Here is a 16,882-nt window from a genome sequence, read left to right as displayed (position 1 = left end):
GGTTCAGCTGCCCTCGGGCGCCGGGAGGCTGCGGCCGACGGACAACCGGGCGAAAGCGGCCGGCGGTCGGCGGTCGAGGTCTGCCAGCAGGGGCGGGTTCCCCACCGTGGAGGGGGCGCCGAAGGCGTCGGACACCTGCTCGGCGAGGTCCGGGGTCACGGGCCAGGCCAGGGTGCGCAGCGTCCAGAGGTACTGCAGGGCGCCGGAGACCTCGCCGGGGTCGTCGGTGTCGAGGTCCGCGCAGCGCAGGGCGAGGACCTCCAGGTGCAGGGCGAGCGCCTCCGCGGCCCTGCGGATGGAGAAGGTCTCCAGTCGGTAGGCGTCCTCGAAGCGCCGGCGGGACGCCTGCAGCGCGGTGGTCCACCAGGGCGACGGCTCGGCGTCGACGGACCGCCCGGCCAGGGCGGCGGTGAACTTCCCGGCGATGGTCGCGACGGGGGCGTCGAACCGGGTGGCCAGGGTGGAGGCGGCCACGGGCTCGCTGAACTCGGACTGCTGCAGCTCGGGACTGGTCAGCGACAGCACGAAGCGGGTCCGGTCGCGGCCGAACGCCTCCAGGAACTCCCCGGCCCAGCGCACGTCGCCCTTGCTGGTGGAGAACTTGCGGCCCTCCAGCAGGTAGTACTGGTTGGTGAGGGTCCGGGTCCTGGGCAGCTCGACCGGCAGCCCGTGCCGCACGGCCAGCAGCGACAGGGCGACGTAGACGAACGCGTTGTAGAAGCCGTTGTCGATGCCGATGAACTGGACCAGCTCGTCCGCGCCGGCCTGCCGGCTCGCCCGGGCCCGGTCGAGCCAGTACAGGTGGCCGACGTAGATCTCCGGCCAGGCGTTGACGGCCTGGCCCGGAGCGTCGGGGCCGTCCCAGTCCACCGGGATCCCCCAGCTGCTGGGGTAGGTGACCGGAATGTACGGCAGCGGCCCGGCGAGGGACTGTTCGACGACCCGCTCCAGATCGGGGCGGAGTCTGATGTCCGAGGACCGGTACCAGTTGGTGAGCATCGACCGGTGGCGCTCCAGGTCCAGGACCCAGATGGAGACCGGCCGGCGGGGCAGGGCCGAGGCCGTGTCGGCCACGGGCAGCAGCGCGCCCGGCAGGTTGTACAGACCGCAGGCCTCGCAGACGCCGGCCCGGGCGTGCGCCAGACAGGTCGGGCAGCGCCCGGTGACGAAGGCCTCGGCCCGGTACTCGCCCGCGACCTCGTCGTAGGGCAGCTCCACCTCGCGGCGGTCGAAGGCGCCGTGCCGCCACAGGTGGGTGAAGAAGTTCTCGACGAAGGCGGTGTAGTCGGCGTCGGGACGCTCGAAGAGATCGACGTCGACGCCGGCCAGCGCCAGGGTCTTGGTCACGCTGTCGAAGGCCTGCCGGATGAGCGACTCGGGTTCCGTGCCGAGCCGCTCGGCGGTCGTGACGACGTAGGTCTGGTTGTCGTCGGTGCTGGTGCCGAAGGCCACGTCGTGCCCGTGGATCTTCTGCGCCCGGGCGCACACGTCGCTGCCCAGCACCGGCCCCGCCAGGTGTCCGAGGTGGAGGTCCCCGTTGGGGGTGGGCGGGGAGAAGGTGACGTTGATCCGTCGTCGTCCCCGGTCGGCGCCGTGCGAGGCGTCGGTCGTCATGGAACCCCTCCTCACTGAGCGGGCTGGAGCCAGTAGATGCTGACGAAGGTCAGCGGCTCGTCGGCGCTGACGTTGGTGACGATGTGGTCGGTGCCGTGGGGGATGTAGATGACGTCGCCGGGGACGACGTCCCGCTCCTCGTCGGCCACCCGGGTTCGGCCGCGCCCGCTGACGAAGATGAACGTCTCGTCGGTGTCGTGCCCGTGCGGGGTGCTGGACTCCGTGGGCCTGATGGAGCACAGGGTGCTGTTCCACGGCGGGGTGACGACGCCGTCCCAGGGGTAGAGCTGGCGGATGTCGCACCCGTTCTTGCGGATCAGTTCGTCACCGGTCGCTGTCTTGACGTGCATGCGGTGTCCTCTCGGGTCTGCTGCCGCGCGCCCCGCCCCGCGACGGGAGCCGGCGTGCCTGGTGTGCCTGGTGTGCTGCGAAGTGGTGCCGGGCCCGGGGCCCGGGTCATCCCAGGGCGAAGAGGCGCTCGATGACCTCGGGCTCGAAGGACTCGGGGGGCACCTGGAAGGGGCCCTTGAAGGTGGCCATCCGCGATCCCGCCAACACCGGGTCGGTGGGCCACACTTCGGCGTACGCCCGGCGGCGGGCGACGCCCGCGGGCGTGAAGGTCATGTTCATCGTGGTGCGCACCGAGCCGGAGATCCGCAGGCGGTGCATCCGGATCTCGCGCTCCCGGGCGTAGGGTTCGAGGGCCTTCGGCTCCCACGTGCTGGAGGACCGCAGGGCGTCGCGCACCATGCGCGCGTCCCGCAGCGCGATGGACAGCCCCTGCCCGATGACCGGATCGGTCCACCCGGCCGCGTCCCCGACCAGTACCGCCCCCGGGGCGAAGGGCAGATCGGCCCACGCGTCGTTCATCGGGTAGAAGGCGCAGGTCGCGGACGGCGTGGCCGTGGCGAACATCTCGCGGTCGGGAAGGCAATCGAGCTGGAAGGCCTGCAGGAACTCGGCGTGCCGGTTCGGCCCGGAGAACCGGCCCTTCTGGGCGACGTCGTGCAGCAGGTACAGCCGTGCGCGACCGCCCTCGCGCGGGAAGACGAAGTACAGCAGGTCCCCCTCGGTGCCGATGGAGGTGACGTTCACCGGCCAGGCGTCCAGGTTCTCCACCAGCATCCCGCCGCCGAGGGAGTTCGGCGGGGTCTGGGTCAGGCCGATGCCCAGCTGCCGGCGCACGGTCGACATCCGCCCGTCGGCGCCCACCACGAGGCGGCAGTCCACCTCGTACTCGAGGTCGTTGTGCTCGTAGCGGACCCGGGGGTTGGCTCCACCGCTCACCAGGACGTCGCCCACGCCCCGGACGACGGTGGCGCCGGCGGCCTCCGCCGCGTTGGACAGCGCCTCGCAGGCCTCGGGGTGCCCGACGTCCAGCACTCCGCGGATTCCGGGAAGCATTTTGTCCAGGTGCAGGGCTCTGGCCCGGGCGGTTTCCGGGTCGACTATTTCGTCGAATCCGACGAAGCGGTCGACGTAGGTGCCACCGGCCTTGAGAATGCACTCCTCCAGGCCCAGCTCAAGGAGTTCCGCGACACCCCAGCAGTTGATCACTTCGCCGCGGACCTTGTCCCGGTAGACGGTCTGCCGCTCCAGGAGCAGCACCTGGTGCCCGTCCCCGGCCAGGGCGGCGGCCAGCGCGGATCCGGCGATCCCGCCGCCGACGATGACTGCGTCAATGCGTTCAGCTTTCGCCATGGAATCCCCTCCGGAACATGAATACGAGCACGCCTGGCAGGGCCGTGGAAATCGTCGGCCGAACCTGTTGTGCCGAGTTCGTCATGAATTGAATCATCGCTGCCGCATCGGGCCGGGACGAGACGAGGACGTGACACTCGTCGTTCACTTTGGGCCACGGCGCGAATGCCCCGGAATGAATCTTGACTGAGGGGCGTGCCGGACACCGCCGGCCTTCCACCGAATTCCGACCGTGCAGATGTCCTGTTCGGCCCTGTTATTCGGCGAACGGGACATTGACGTCGTGCGGGATCCCGGGCGGTGTTCCCCGAGATGCGGAACGGAAGGAGTGGGTCGGATGGGTCTCGTGAGAGGAAAGGAGATCCGCGCTGCAAAACGCGGTCAAACTGCTCAGACTTCCCGGTCGGCGCAGATTCCGCGCAGGGTGATGTCCCAGATCTGCCGGAGCTGCTCCACGGCGTCCGGTTTCCTGGCTTCCTCCAGGGCGGTACGCGTCCGGGCCTCGGTCCCGGTGAGCAGGTGGGCGACCAGCGAGGCCAGGGCGGCCGGGGACGTGCCGGCCCGCAACTGGCCCGCACGGTGGGCGCGGCGGGCCAGTTCGCCGACCGCCGGCAGCCAGCAGGCCGACAACCCGGGCCGGCCGTCGGGGCGTTCGCGCATGAGCCGGGCGGTCGACCGTACGGCGATGTCGTCCTCCAGGAGCCTGGCGAGATGCATCGTGAGCTCGACGATCAGATCGAGGGGAGGACCGGCGCCCGCCGTCACACGGTCGACGACGGCGCGGACCGCGCTGCGCCCGAGGTCCTGGACGGCGTCCGCCAGTTCGATCTTGGAGCCGAAGTGGAAGGTGAGGGCGCCGGTGGTGGTGCCCGCCGCTTTGGACACCTGCAGCATTGACGTGCCCGCATAGCCGTGTCGATCGAACTCCGCGGCGGCTGCGTGGACCAGAGCGATTCGGGTTCGTACTGCTCGTGCCTGCATGTGGTGGCTCCGGGGCATTGGCTGGTCGCAGGGGCGGGGAGGCTGGAACTCCCCAGGGAAGCATTTGCAATCACGGCCGGTACAGGGAGGCGGCGCGAAGATCAGCCACCTGATGGTGCTGAGCGACGCGGCACGCGGCATCGCAGCCGCAGTGCGATTGCACCGGGTTCGAACCCTCGGACCAGCCGGTGGCCGAATCCTTCCACACCCCGAGCAATGACCTCGATATGAAGTCGATTTGCCCCGATGTGTGCTGTCTGGTTTCCAGTCTCTGAAAACATCGTCGACTCAATTATTCTTGGCTCCGGGAGCGACGCTTCAAAGGGAAGGGTGCCAATGCAGTTACGCTGCTCCATTGCCGCCGGTTCAGTGCCCTCCACTGATCAGTTGTCCGCCTTTGTGGACGCCGTGTTCGTCCATCTGCAGCGTGCCGATCAGCGCCGCCGGGGCCACGCCTACCTCCACGGGCTGCTCACCGTCCCGGGCAAGAAGACGGTCCGGAGCGTGGCGGCCGCCGCCACGGACTCGCCGACCGCCTCGCAATCGCTCCAGCAGTTCGTCAACTCCAGTCCGTGGCACTGGGAAGCCGTCCGTCATGAGCTGGCCTGTTGGGCCGAAACGCGGCTGCGGCCCCAGGCATGGACGGTCGCCACCACGGTTCTGCCCAAACGCGGAGAACACTCGTGCGGGGTGCACCGGCGCTTCGTTCCCCAGCTGGGTCGGACGGTGAACTGCCAGGTGGGGATCGGGCTGTTCCTGTCCGACCGGGTTTCGGCGGTGCCCGTCGACTGGCGTCTGCACCTCCCGGAGGACTGGTCGCTCCCCTATCTTCGCGGGCAGGCGCGCGTCCCGAGCAACGTGCGGCCCTTGCCCATCTGGGCCGACGCCCTCGACATGGTGGATCGGCTGAAACGCTCCGGTGACCTGGCCCCCGCCCCACTCGTGGCCGACATCCGCGGCACCCGGAGGACATCGGAGCTGCTGCGCCTCCTGATGCGCCACGGCCACGACTTCGTACTCGCCGTCCCCGGCGACCTCACGGTCGTACCGGTCTCCGAGGCCGGCCGCGAACTCCAGGCATCCACCGCGTCCTCGCTGGGCGCCCCGCACGGCCTGGTCCGGCTGCCCTCCACCACCGGCGGCCGGTCGCGAGAGACGTACCGCCTGGTCACCGAGCGACGGCGCCCCGCGGTCGTCTGGATCACCAACATGGTGCGGCAGCGGACGGACGAACTGCTCTCCCTCGTCGAATGCCACGCGGCCACCGGTGAGGCGGCGCGCGAACTGGCGCTGGACTTCGGTCTGCAGGACTTCGAGGGCCGCTCCTACCCGGGCTGGCACCGCTACATGACCCTGATGTCCGCGGCCTACGCCTACCGGAGGCTGGCCGACGTCCCGTAGGACCGGGCGGCGGAAAAGATTTTTCGGAGCCGTGTCGAGAACCCCGGCACGGCTCCGTCCCCGGGGTGAAGGCGACCACAATGGGTCGCGTCACCACTGAGGAGTGAGAACGATGGCGAAGTACCTGCTGCTGAAGCACTACCGCGGCAACCCGCTGGCGGTGAACTGCGTGCCGATGGACCAGTGGACGCCCGAGGAGGTCACCGCGCACATCGACTACATGAACGCCTTCGCGGACCGGCTGAAGGAGAGCGGCGAGTTCGTCGACGCGCAGGCGCTGGCCCCGCAGGGCACCTGGGTGCGGTCCGACGGCGAGGGCCGCCCGCCGGTCACCGACGGGCCGTTCGCCGAGACCAAGGACCTGATCGCCGGCTGGATGGCGATCGACGTGGACTCCTACGAGCGGGCCCTGGAGCTGGCCGGCGAACTCTCCGCGGCGCCGGGCGCGAACGGCGAGCCGATCCACGAGTGGCTGGAGCTGCGCCCGTTCCTCACCGAGATGCCGAACACCGTCGCCGAGTGAACGACCACCGTCGCCGAGTGGACGACCACGAGCGGGACGGCCGGGCGGACGCCATGGACGAGACACTGCTGCGTGTCCTGACGCCGGAGGTGCTGGCCGTCCTGGTCCGTCGCGGCGCGGACTTCGCGGCCGCCGAGGACGCCGTCCAGGAGGCGCTGCTGGAGGCGGTGCGGACCTGGCCGGCCGATCCGCCGCGCGACCCGAAGGGCTGGCTGATCACCGTCGGCTGGCGGCGCTTCCTGGACGCGGCCCGCTCGGACGCCTCGCGCCGCCGCCGCGAGGACCTGGTGGACGAGCAGCCGGAGCCCGGGCCGGTGCCGGCCGCCGACGACTCCCTGCGGCTGTACTTCCTGTGCGCGCACCCGTCGTTGACGCCGGCCTCGGCGGTGGCGCTGACGCTGCGCGCCGTCGGCGGGCTGACCACCCGTCAGATCGCGCAGGCGTATCTGGTGCCGGAGGCGACCATGGCGCAGCGGATCAGTCGCGCGAAGCGGACGGTGAGCGGGGCGCGGCTGGACCGGCCGGGCGACCTGGCGACGGTGCTGCGGGTGCTGTACCTGGTGTTCAACGAGGGCTACTCGGGGGACGTCGACCTGGCGGCGGAGGCGATCCGGCTGACCCGGCAGCTGGCCGCCCGGGTCGACCACCCGGAGGTGTCCGGCCTGCTGGCGCTGATGCTGCTGCACCACGCCCGCCGGGCCGGGCGCACCGCGCCGGACGGCAGCCTCGTCCCGCTGGCCGAGCAGGACCGCACCCGGTGGGACACCGCGCTGATCACCGAGGGGGTGACGGTCCTTCAGGCCGCGCTGGCCCGTGACCGGTTGGGCGAGTTCCAGGCGCAGGCCGCGATCGCCGCGCTGCACGCGGACGCGCCGAGGGCCGAGGAGACGGACTGGGTGCAGATCGTGGAGTGGTACGACGAGCTGGCCGCGCTGACGGACAGTCCGGTGGTGCGGCTCAACCGGGCCGTCGCGGTCGGCGAGGCGGACGGCCCGCGGGCGGGCCTGGCCGCGCTCGCCGCGCTGGACGACGCGCTGCCCCGGCACACCGCCGCGTCCGCGTACCTGCACGAGCGCTCCGGCGACCTGCGGGCGGCGGCCCGGCTGTACGCCGAGGCCGCGGCGAAGGCCGGCGCGGTGGCCGAGCGGGACCATCTGGTGCGGCAGGCCGCGCGGCTCAACACCCTTCTGCGCGAAGAGGGTTGAGCCGCGCGGCGGCCGGCGTTCAGGTGGTGGTGCCGGTGCCCGCCGGGCCGCCCTGGACGGTGGCGATGCCCTTGACGATGGCGTCCATCTGGTCGACGCCCGGGGCCTTGTCGGCGATGTCGAAGCCGAAGCGGACGGCGGTCAGCGCCTTGCCGTCGGCGGTCGGGAAGACCACCGTCTGCACGTACCCGTTGTTGCCCTTGGACACGTTCACCTGCCAGCGCACCAGGTAGCCGGCCCGGCCGAGCACCGTGACCGCCTCGCTCTTCAGCTCCTGGTGGCCGGTGATGGCGCCGTAGGACTCCTTCGCGGCGTCCGCGATGTCCTGCTGCGCGGCCTGCTTGGCGTCGGTGCCGCTGATCCGGCTGGTGGAGACGCCGCCCAGCGAGCAGGTGTCCGAACCGTCGACACAGGTGTACTCGCCGACGAACGCGCTGGCGAAGCCGTCCGTGGTGGTGCCGCCCGTCCAGCCGTCCGGGATCGTCAACGAGATGCCGTTGACCATGTCGACGGCGAGGTTCGTGCTCGCGCCGCCGCCCTTGCCGCTTCCCCCGCCGCCCTGGCCCGGGAAGCTCGGCAGGCCGCTGCCGGGGCCGCCGCCCTTGCCGTTCCCGCCGCCTTGGCCGTTCTGACCGCCCTGGCCGTCGCCGGGGGTGCCGTTGGACCCGTGGCGGCCCTGCGGCGTCTGGTGGGCGGAGGCGGACCTGTCCGAACGCCCGTCCATCGCCAGGTAGGTGGCGCCGGAGCCGACCGCCAGGCCGAGCAGCGCGGCCGCCGAGGCCGCGATCAGCACCGGCTTGGACGGGCCGCGGCGCGGCTTGACCGGCGGCTGCTCGCCGTACGGGGGCAGCGGCGGATAGTGGACGGCCTGCCCGGAGGCGTCCAGCACGGTGCCCTCCAGGACGTTGGTGTCCTCGGTGCCGGACGCGGGCGACGGCACGGCGTCGGCCGGCGTGTCGGCGGGCGCGCCGGTGGGGGCGCCGGTGGGGGCGCCGGTGGGCGCGGCCGAGGCCGGGCGGGTGCTGGCGGTCCAGCCCTTGCCGTCCCACCAGCGCTCGGGGCGGGGGTCGCTGTCGGTGTCGACGGGGTCCGGGTACCACCCGGCCGGAATCTGCTGCTCGGTCACACCCAAGACCCTAAGCGGCCCCGGATAAGCGGGAAATCAGCGTGCGGCCACAATCCGGGGTCCGGCGATGAGATTCGGGTGAGAATCGCGCACAACCGCTGTTCGGGTGGTCCGGGTACGCCGACCGGGGTGTGTTCTGTGCTCCACGCGCCTGACAGGCGCACGCCGGTGGAGCGTCGCACTACCGGGGGCGCGGCAGCGGGACAGAATGCGCGCCATGACCTCTCGCCCCGTGATCGGCATCAGCACCTTCCTCACCGACGCCGGCTGGGGGCGGTGGGACTCCATGCGGTCGGTCCTGCTCCCCGAGCGCTACCCGGCCCTGTTCCAGCAGGCCGGCGGCATCGCCGTCCTGCTGCCGCCCGACGCCCCCGAGCACGCGGCCACCGCGGTGGCCCGCCTCGACGGCCTGGTGTTGGCCGGCGGCGAGGACGTCTCCCCCGCGCTGTACGGCGAACCCGCCCACCCGCGGACGGTGGCCTCCGCCCCCGAGCGCGACCTGTGGGAGGCCGCGCTGATCCGCGCCGCGCTCGCCTCCGGCACCCCGCTGCTGGGCATCTGCCGCGGCATGCAACTGCTCAACGTGGTCTGCGGCGGCTCACTGATCCAGCACCTCCCGGACGTGGTCGGCGAGGACCACGACCACCTCGGCGCCCCCACCGAGTACGGCCGCCACCCCGTCCACCCCGTCGCCGGCACCCTGCTCGCCGACCTGCTCCCCGAACCCTCCGTCGTCGTCCCCACCTACCACCACCAGGCCGTCGCCCGCCTCGGCGAAGGCCTCACCGCCTGCGCCCACGCCACCGACGGCACCGTCGAGGCCATCGAGGGCCCCGGCTTCACCCTCGGCGTCCAGTGGCACCCCGAACAGGGCGACGACACCCGCCTCGCCCACGCCCTCCTCCACGCCACCCGCCGAACCCCGATCCCGGTCCCGGCCGCCTGACGCCGAAGCACTCCGGAGTCCGCCCCGCGAGCGACCGAACTCACCGCGTGGTCAGCGGGCGAAGTCGACGGCGCCGAGGAGTGCGTCGACCCCGGATGTGCGGTGGTGGGGCCGAAACGTGCTGCTCAGCGCGGTGATCTGCCGGATGCAACGGATCGCGCCGATGCGCCGGGCCGGCACGAGCGCGCGCAGCGCAACGGCTGCACCGTGGTCGATCTCGCCTTGCTGCGCCAGGCTCTCCGCCTCATGGCCGAGGAAGACGGCCCTCGTCCTGTCACGGCTCACGGGCAGCAGCCCGACGCCCTCGGTGATCTCCCGGTGAGCGGGGCCGGGTTCACCGAGGTCGATGAGGCAGCGGCCGGTGTAGATACTGACCCACGACCGACCACCACCGAACGGAGACCCACGCCCATGAAGCAACGTGTCCGCGCCGTCCTGCTCACCGAGCGGGGCACCATGCTCGTCATCAACCGCGTCCGCCCCGGCATCGACCCGTACCAGGTCCTCGTCGGCGGCGGCGTCGAGGACCAGGACACCGGCCTGGAGTCCGCGCTGCTCCGCGAGATCCGCGAGGAGATCGCCGGGGAAGCCACCGACCTGCGCCCGTTCCGCCAACTGCCGAACGACAAGGGCGAGATCGAGCACTTCTACACCGCCCGGATCGCCGCCTGGAACTTCGACGACCGCACCGGTCCCGAATTCTCCCGTGACGACCGCGGTGAGTACCTGCTCCAGGAAGTCCCCCTCACCGCCGACGCCTTGGGCGCACTGAACCTGATGCCGCCACAGATCAGGACCGCCCTTCTGGACGCCATCGACGACGGCACCCTGGTCACCCCGGCATAGGGGTCGGTATCCGGGGGCCCTGGCACCGTCGCCCTACGGGAGCGTGAGGCCGGAGATCGCGGCGAGGGTGCCGAGGGCGGCGGCGGCCAGCAGGCAGGGGACTACGGTGCGGCGCAGGAGGAGGAGCCAGGCGGCGGCGAGGGCGAGGATCGCGTACTGCCAGGGCTGGTGCAGGGCCAGCGCCAGCGGGATCGCGGAGCCGGCGATGGCGCCGATGACGGCCGGTCCGGCCCCGGTGAGGAAGTCCTGGACGGCGGTGTTGGCGCGCAGGCGGTCGAAGTGGGCGGCGCCCAGCAGGACGAGCAGGAAGGAGGGGCCGAAGGCCACGGCCGCGGCGAACAGTCCGCCGAGGACGCCCGCCGCGGCGTAGCCGACCACGGCGACGGTCTGGACGACCGGGCCGGGGGTGATCTGGCCGAGGGCGACGGCGTTCAGGAACTGGCCGTCCGTCATCCAGTGGTAACGGTGCACCGCGTCCTGCTGCATCAGCGGGATGATCACGAAGCCGCCGCCGTAGGAGAGCGCGCCCACCTTGAAGGCGACCCAGGCGAGTGCGCCGAACCCGCCGGTCGCGGCCAGGCCGGGGACGAGCAGCGGCAGCGCGGCGCGCGGGCCGTCACCCTTCGGTCGCGGCGGCGCGGTGTCACCCGTTCGGCTGATTCGGCGGGCACCGCGCCGGAAGGCGATCTCGGCGGCGCCGGTGGCCAGCAGGACCAGCACCAGCCACGGGCCGGTGAGGACCGCGGCCGCCGCGCCGAGCAGCAGGTAGCAGACCCAGCGGACCCGGGCCGCGCCGGCTCCCGCGCGCTGCAGGCTGGCCGGGACGAGTGCGCTCGCGGCCTGCGCGGCGACGGCGGCGACCGCCGCGCCGGCCCCGGCGGCCGCGCCGAGCACCCAGCGCGGCGGGTTGCCGGACAGGAACAGCGCGGACAGCAGCAGGATCAGCACCAGCCCGGGCAGGATGAACGCCGCCCCGCCGACCAGCGCGCCGGCCCTGCCGCGCACCCGCCAGGCGGTGAAGATCGCCAGCTGGGTGGAGGCGGGTCCGGGCAGCAGATTGGTGGCGGCGATGCCGTCCTCGAACTCGCTCGCGGCGAGCCAGCCGCGCTGCTCCACGCACAGCCGGCGCAGCAGCAGGATGTGCGCGGGCGGCCCGCCGAACCCGAGCACGCCGATCCGGCCCCACTCCTTGGCGATCACCGTCAGCGGCACCTGCTCCGTCACCACTCCGCGCTCCCGTCGCTGCCTCGAAAACCCGCACGACCTGCGCGGATGCGGGCCGCACCCTACCTGACCCGAATGGCCTACAGGAGAACGACAACGGTCACCAGTGCAGCCTTTGGATCTTCCTCCGAATTGGGGTTCACTTCGGGGTCGGAGACCGCAGCGGAGGAGCCTCGATGGCCGAGCACGCGCACGACGACCACGATCGCGATCACGACGACGACCACGGGCACGACCACGGGCGCGGTGGCCACGCGGGCCACAGCCACGCCGTCGCGGCGGACGCGGACCGCCGTTGGCTGTGGAGCGCGCTGATCCTGCTGGTGGTGTTCATGGCCGGCGAGGTGGTGGTCGGTTTCGCCGCCCAGTCGCTGGCGCTGATCTCGGACGCGGCGCACATGCTGACGGACGCGGCGTCGATCGCGCTGGCGCTGGTGGCGATGCGGCTGGCGGCGCGTCCGGCGCGCGGCGGCTACACGTTCGGGCTGAAGCGGGCGGAGATCCTCTCCGCGCAGGCGAACGGGGTGACGCTGCTGGTGCTGTCGGCGTGGCTGGGCTACGAGGCGGTCACCCGGCTGATCTCGCCCCCGGCGGTGACGGGGTCGCTGGTGCTGGTGACGGCCCTGGTGGGCGTAGTGGTGAACATCGCGGCCACTTGGTGCATGTCGAAGGCGAACCGGTCCTCGCTGAACGTGGAAGGCGCCTTCCAGCACGTCCTGACCGACCTGTACGCGTTCATCGCGACGGCGGTGGCCGGTGCGGTGGTGCTGTTCACCGGGTTCGTCCGGGCGGACGCGATCGCCTCGCTGGTGGTGGTGGCGCTGATGCTGCGGGCCGGGATCGGGCTGGTCCGGGACTCGGCGCGGATCTTCCTGGAGGCGGCGCCCGCCGGGATCGACCCGGACCAGGTCGCGGACCGGCTGGTGGACACCGACCAGGTGGAGGAGATTCACGACCTGCACATCTGGGAGATCACCTCCAACCAGCCGGCGCTGTCGGCGCACATCCTGGTCACCCCGGGCGGCGACTGCCACGCGGTGCAGCGCGAGCTGCAGCGGCGGCTGCGCGAGGAGTACCGGATCACCCACGCCACCCTCCAGGTCGACCACGTCGGCGAGAGCGGCGCGGACGGGCTGCTGCAGATCTCCTCCAGCAGCGCGGCGGCCGCCGCCGAGCAGGAGGCCCGCGAGCACTGCGAGGACGCCCACGGCCCGGTGCACCGCTCGGGCCCGCACCCGCACTGACCACCGGCCCGCGCCCGCGCCCGCGCCCGTGCCGACCGGACGCGTCGACCGCACCGACCGGACGGCGGCCGCGCTGACCCGGCGTCGGCCGCGCTGTCGGTGGCGTGCGGCATGATCGAGGGGTGACCGCACCGAACGCACCGCGCCTGATGCTGCTCGACACCGCCAGCCTCTACTTCCGCGCCTATTTCGGCGTGCCGGATTCACTGCGCTCGCCGCAGGGCGAGCCGGTGAACGCGGTGCGCGGCCTGCTGGACTTCATCACCCGCCTGGTCCAGGACCACGGCCCGGACCACCTGGTGGCCTGCATGGACGCCGACTGGCGCCCGCAGTGGCGGGTCGACCTGATCCCGACCTACAAGACGCACCGCGTCGCGGAGGCCGCGACCGACGGCGAGGAGGAGGTGCCGGACACCCTCGCCCCGCAGGTCCCGGTGATCGAGCAGGTGCTGGACGCCATCGGCCTGGCCCGGGTCGGCGCGCCCGGCTACGAGGCGGACGACGTGATCGGCACCCTGGCCACCCGCGCCACCGGCCCGGTCGAGATCGTCACCGGCGACCGGGAGACTGCAGATTACCAACCCGCGCGCGTCCTGATCGTCACAGGCGACAGAGACCTCTTCCAGCTCGTCGACGACGCGCGTGGCGTCCAGGTCATCTACCCCGTCAAGGGCGTCGGCAACGCCGAGGTCATCACCGAGGCCGCGCTCCTCGACAAGTACGGCGTCACCGGCTCCGAGTACGCCGACATGGCCGCCCTGCGCGGCGACCCCAGCGACGGCCTCCCCGGCGTCAAGGGCATCGGCGAGAAGACCGCCACCCAACTCATCCGCGAGTACGGCGACCTGGCCGGCATCCGCGCCGCCGCCGCCGACCCCGCTTCCAAGCTCACCCCGGCCCGCCGCAAGAACCTCCTCGAAGGCGCCGCCTACCTCGACGTGGCCCCCACCGTCGTCCGCGTCGCCACCGACGTCCCGATCCCCGACTTCGACCCCACCCTCCCCCGCGAACCCCTCGACCCCATGACCCTCGAAGCCCTCACAACCCGCTGGGGCCTCGGCACCTCCCTCACCCGCCTCCTCGACACCCTCGCCGCCACCCGCTGACGACGAAGCCCGGCAGCGCCCTCTGCGCGCTGAGGACGCCCACCCCTTCCACAGACGACTGAGGCAATTGGGCGCAGCGGGTTCGAGCTGTACTACGACCTCTGAATCGGCCCCCATGTGCCACTTGGCCAGGAGGCCCATTTAGGCCATCTGACCTGCGAAAACGTCTCTCGTGAGCTCTCGCCGTTACTCGCCCGCCCTCGCCCTCATGTGAAATGAGTGTGAAATGGCGACACCGATAGCTGACTGGGCGTCAGCCAGGCAGGGCGGCGCCGGGGCCTGTCACCCTCCTCACGGAGGGTGACAGGCCCCGGCGCCGTCACCCCCGCCTAGAGCATCACCGCAGTCGCCAGTCGCTCGGGTCGCCATGCCCTTCGCGAGAGAGGGGGCAAGGAAACCAAGATCGTGTTACGAGTTCTTAGGAAACAGTGGTGTCGTCTTCGTAGAAATACCGGGACAGCCGGCCCTTGTACTGTTCTCTGATCTCGGCGATATGCTTCTCAACCGCCCCTACGGGACTGCCGAGTGGCTTAAGATCGAACCACTCGCCGCGGGCGCGATAGGCGGCGAGCCTGCCATGCAGCGCTTTCTCAAGGGCGGGAGTTCCCTCGATGAGCCATAGAACGTCGAGCTTTCCCGGACTTCCGGTCTGAAGTTCCCGAAGACGCTGCATCGGGTTCTTTGCCACGCCGATTTTGATGAGCTGAGATCCGGCGGCCGTCATCATGTAGACGTGAGTTCGACTCGCAGGGGGAACGCCTGAGCCGGTAAGCGGTTTACGGTAGGAGATGCGGGTTCGGATCTCCTGGTCTTTCCGAGCTGACTCCTGGGCTTGCTGCGGCACGAGGGGTTCCAGCATGTGGCCGTCGCGCTGGTAGGTGGACCAGACCCACCCGTTGGTGAAGCCTGCCGAATAGGCGGCATCAGTGCCTGAAATTACACGCTCGCGCCCGATGAGATCCAAAAGTGAGAGCGCCATGTCGACCTCTCTGGACCTCTTCTTGATAAGATTCTCGGAGTTAAACTCCTCTAGAGCTTCCCTCTGCTGGGCCTTTTCTCCTTTGATCTTCTTGATCCTGCGCCGGTTGGCGAAGGTGCTGGGCTGCTCTTCGAGGATGGCGTGTAGATCTTCGAGGTACTCCAGTCGTTCGGCTGCCTCGATATACCCAGGCAGGATTTCTGGGCCGTCTGCGGCAAGGAGGTAGCCCTCGCGGTAGCCAGCCCAGTACGCACCGATTACGCCGGTGTCGATCGCGACATTGAGGACGCCGATGGTGAGCCTCGGGTCGGTGAAGCTGGCCAAGTGTTCTCCTAGGCGAGAGGTTCCGAAGTGTCAGTCCACCAAGGGCAGAGGGCATCCAAGATCAGCTTGTGACGGCCGGCCCGGACACCTTTCCGTGACCGCACTTCATGCGAAGAGCGACGGCGAGATCGGGAAGCGCTATGCGTACGGCAGCTGCTCGTGCTTGACCCGACACTGGACCGTCAGCACGCGGCCGTTCTGGATGATGATGGCCACAGCGATGCCCGGCTTAGTGCTGGTCGGCTCAGTCATGTTGACTCCCCCAGTGGCTCAGGATGGGCGGGAAGATCGTATCGACGGAGATGAACCGGGGCACCGCGTTTCTCGAAATCCACATCACTTCGGCGCTCTCCACCGCTTCCTGATTCTGGGCCTCGCCAGCCGGGTACTCGGCGAGGAAATCACCTCGGTTGAGAACTGCCAGCGGACGCCAGCGGTTCGTCGTCTCACTGGCAGACGAGCAGCACTTCGGCACCACGAACCACCACGGCGATAGTGTTTGCTGCCAGTCTTGCGGTGGTCGACCGGTGACGGGCCGGTTGCCTCGCTCACTCTTTCGCCCGCATTGGGCAGCGTCCACGCAAGCGCGCGTCCCATCGATCAGTCCGGCCGCGTTCGACTCGGCCAGGAGTATGCGTTGCAGCGACTCGAACACACCGGCCTCCTGCCAGCGCCCCCAGGTAGCGCCAGCAGTTCTGTCCGGAGCCCAAGCCCAGCTCCAGCAGCAGTTGCTGTCAGGTGATGCCGGCGTACAGCACGATGCCCCGCAGGCACTGGCGGTCGTCCACCAGGCGAGGGCCCGGCGACCGCGCTGGCGATGGTGCACTGGATGGCTTGTCGACCACCCACCTCACTCCCCATTCGAGTGAACAGGTCGAGCAGACGCCAGAAGTGCCGACTGCAATGCTCTATGGTTTGGAACCAGCCTGGCCCGTGCGAGGGGCCAGATCCGGGTGCCTTATCCGACCTGTCGGCACTGACGGAGAACCTTCTTCGCATGTATGTCCGCACGCCATCGCCAAGGACAAACTCACCACGTATTTGCGTCAGTTCGCGCCGGGTCGGGGCACCTCACTTCTCCAGAGTGGAAGCGATCATGATGCACCAGCAAGCAGCGTCCGCGCGCGCCGACTTCACCCAGGAGCCACTCGAAGTGGTCCGACGCCGCATCGGCCAGTTCGACAGCTTCGCCCGGCTCATTCCGCAGGCCGACGAAACACAGGCGCTCCTCGAAGCGCTCTTTCTCTCCGCGGTCGCCCGCAGCACAGCCGAGGTTGATCTCGGCACGGCTCCGTTCGGCGTGGTCGATGTGAGCCCGCTGCCGAATCGGCTGGACGTCCACCTCGCCGGGCCCGAGGCGTTCCGGCCGGTGCTCGATCTGCTCCCGACCCGGGACAACGACAAGACGATCCATGGAGTCGCCGGCCTCCTGGCCCGGCCCGTCCGTACCTCTGTGCACGTGGCTTTCGACCACAGGCAGGCCAGCGGGGAGTTGCGGTTGTGGACCGAGGGTGCTGACCTGACTGAACTCCTGGCTGAGCACGCGGCTGCCACCACAGCGCGAGGGCACCGGGTGCTGTGGAGCACCAGTTCGCCGCTGCCCAAACCGAAGCTCCTGCACGGGCGCAGGGCTGTTCGGCCGCTGAGCCGGCAGAAGCCCGG

16 protein-coding genes and 1 pseudogene are annotated in these 16,882 nt (G+C 70.7%); 8 read left to right on the top strand and 9 right to left on the bottom strand.

Annotation, left to right across the window (positions count from 1 at the left end; all coding sequences use genetic code 11):
* Nucleotides 1-3: 3 nt before the first annotated feature.
* The 4 genes from IEZ12_RS30855 to IEZ12_RS30840 all read right to left on the bottom strand — a co-directional run bounded on the left by IEZ12_RS30855 (nt 4) and on the right by IEZ12_RS30840 (nt 4,296).
* On the bottom strand, nt 4-1,614 hold the full coding sequence (locus IEZ12_RS30855) for a class I tRNA ligase family protein (protein ID WP_189276734.1): 1,611 nt from the start codon (nt 1,612-1,614) through the stop codon (nt 4-6).
* A gap of 11 nt (nt 1,615-1,625) precedes the next feature.
* Entirely contained in the window at nt 1,626-1,964 is a 339-nt protein-coding gene (locus IEZ12_RS30850; protein WP_189276732.1) for a cupin domain-containing protein, read from the bottom strand.
* A gap of 106 nt (nt 1,965-2,070) precedes the next feature.
* A complete protein-coding gene (locus tag IEZ12_RS30845) occupies nt 2,071-3,315 on the bottom strand; it encodes an NAD(P)/FAD-dependent oxidoreductase (protein ID WP_189276730.1) in 1,245 nt (414 codons plus the stop codon).
* A 390-nt stretch (nt 3,316-3,705) separates the two neighbouring features.
* Nucleotides 3,706-4,296 (bottom strand): TetR family transcriptional regulator, encoded by a 591-nt coding sequence (locus IEZ12_RS30840; RefSeq protein ID WP_189276728.1) that lies wholly within the window; start codon nt 4,294-4,296, stop codon nt 3,706-3,708.
* Nucleotides 4,297-4,632: 336 nt separating this feature from the next.
* Here IEZ12_RS30840 and IEZ12_RS30835 point away from each other — a divergent pair, with 336 nt between their 5' ends.
* The 3 genes from IEZ12_RS30835 to IEZ12_RS30825 all read left to right on the top strand — a co-directional run bounded on the left by IEZ12_RS30835 (nt 4,633) and on the right by IEZ12_RS30825 (nt 7,425).
* Nucleotides 4,633-5,697, top strand: a complete 1,065-nt coding sequence (locus IEZ12_RS30835) for an IS701 family transposase (protein WP_189276726.1) — start codon at nt 4,633-4,635, stop codon at nt 5,695-5,697.
* Nucleotides 5,698-5,809: 112 nt separating this feature from the next.
* A complete protein-coding gene (locus tag IEZ12_RS30830; RefSeq protein ID WP_189276724.1) occupies nt 5,810-6,220 on the top strand; it encodes a YciI family protein in 411 nt (136 codons plus the stop codon).
* A gap of 53 nt (nt 6,221-6,273) precedes the next feature.
* Nucleotides 6,274-7,425 carry an RNA polymerase sigma factor gene (locus tag IEZ12_RS30825; RefSeq protein WP_189276830.1) on the top strand — a complete coding sequence of 384 codons (1,152 nt, stop codon included), beginning with the start codon at nt 6,274-6,276 and terminating at the stop codon, nt 7,423-7,425.
* 19 nt (nt 7,426-7,444) lie between these two features.
* Here IEZ12_RS30825 and IEZ12_RS40440 read toward each other — a convergent pair whose 3' ends face one another.
* The gene (locus tag IEZ12_RS40440; protein WP_189276722.1) at nt 7,445-8,551 is read right to left on the bottom strand and encodes a DUF2510 domain-containing protein; all 1,107 of its coding nucleotides are present in this window, start codon (nt 8,549-8,551) and stop codon (nt 7,445-7,447) included.
* Between the two features lie 217 nt (nt 8,552-8,768).
* Here IEZ12_RS40440 and IEZ12_RS30815 point away from each other — a divergent pair, with 217 nt between their 5' ends.
* Nucleotides 8,769-9,497: a gamma-glutamyl-gamma-aminobutyrate hydrolase family protein gene (locus IEZ12_RS30815; protein ID WP_189276720.1), complete on the top strand. Its 729-nt coding sequence runs from the start codon at nt 8,769-8,771 to the stop codon at nt 9,495-9,497.
* Between the two features lie 51 nt (nt 9,498-9,548).
* Here the strand turns inward: IEZ12_RS30815 and IEZ12_RS30810 are convergent, their stop codons facing one another.
* Nucleotides 9,549-9,782, bottom strand: a complete 234-nt coding sequence (locus IEZ12_RS30810) for a hypothetical protein (RefSeq protein ID WP_189276719.1) — start codon at nt 9,780-9,782, stop codon at nt 9,549-9,551.
* A gap of 126 nt (nt 9,783-9,908) precedes the next feature.
* Here IEZ12_RS30810 and IEZ12_RS30805 point away from each other — a divergent pair, with 126 nt between their 5' ends.
* Nucleotides 9,909-10,343, top strand: coding sequence for an NUDIX domain-containing protein (locus IEZ12_RS30805; RefSeq protein ID WP_189276717.1), 435 nt, complete (start codon nt 9,909-9,911; stop codon nt 10,341-10,343).
* Nucleotides 10,344-10,376: 33 nt separating this feature from the next.
* Here IEZ12_RS30805 and chrA read toward each other — a convergent pair whose 3' ends face one another.
* On the bottom strand, nt 10,377-11,567 hold the full coding sequence (gene chrA, locus IEZ12_RS30800) for a chromate efflux transporter (protein WP_229848348.1): 1,191 nt from the start codon (nt 11,565-11,567) through the stop codon (nt 10,377-10,379).
* Nucleotides 11,568-11,743: 176 nt separating this feature from the next.
* Between chrA and IEZ12_RS30795 the strand changes: the two genes are divergently transcribed.
* Nucleotides 11,744-12,811 (top strand): cation diffusion facilitator family transporter, encoded by a 1,068-nt coding sequence (locus IEZ12_RS30795; protein ID WP_189276715.1) that lies wholly within the window; start codon nt 11,744-11,746, stop codon nt 12,809-12,811.
* Between the two features lie 149 nt (nt 12,812-12,960).
* The gene (locus tag IEZ12_RS30790; protein ID WP_189276825.1) at nt 12,961-13,917 is read left to right on the top strand and encodes a 5'-3' exonuclease; all 957 of its coding nucleotides are present in this window, start codon (nt 12,961-12,963) and stop codon (nt 13,915-13,917) included.
* Nucleotides 13,918-14,335: 418 nt separating this feature from the next.
* Here IEZ12_RS30790 and IEZ12_RS30785 read toward each other — a convergent pair whose 3' ends face one another.
* The gene (locus IEZ12_RS30785) at nt 14,336-15,220 is read right to left on the bottom strand and encodes a GIY-YIG nuclease family protein (protein ID WP_189276713.1); all 885 of its coding nucleotides are present in this window, start codon (nt 15,218-15,220) and stop codon (nt 14,336-14,338) included.
* A 244-nt stretch (nt 15,221-15,464) separates the two neighbouring features.
* Nucleotides 15,465-15,875 carry a hypothetical protein gene (locus IEZ12_RS30780; RefSeq protein WP_189276711.1) on the bottom strand — a complete coding sequence of 137 codons (411 nt, stop codon included), beginning with the start codon at nt 15,873-15,875 and terminating at the stop codon, nt 15,465-15,467.
* 429 nt (nt 15,876-16,304) lie between these two features.
* On the opposite strand from IEZ12_RS30780, the pseudogene IEZ12_RS30775 reads away from it, so the two are divergent.
* Nucleotides 16,305-16,882 (top strand): annotated as a pseudogene (locus IEZ12_RS30775) (hypothetical protein); the annotation flags it as partial.

Origin of the sequence: Kitasatospora griseola, from assembly GCF_014648555.1 — a bacterium.
In the GTDB taxonomy this organism is placed as follows: Bacteria; Actinomycetota; Actinomycetes; order Streptomycetales; family Streptomycetaceae; genus Kitasatospora; species Kitasatospora griseola.
The sequence above is the reverse complement of the archived record's forward strand: the minus strand, read 5'-3'. Positions and strand labels throughout refer to the sequence as shown.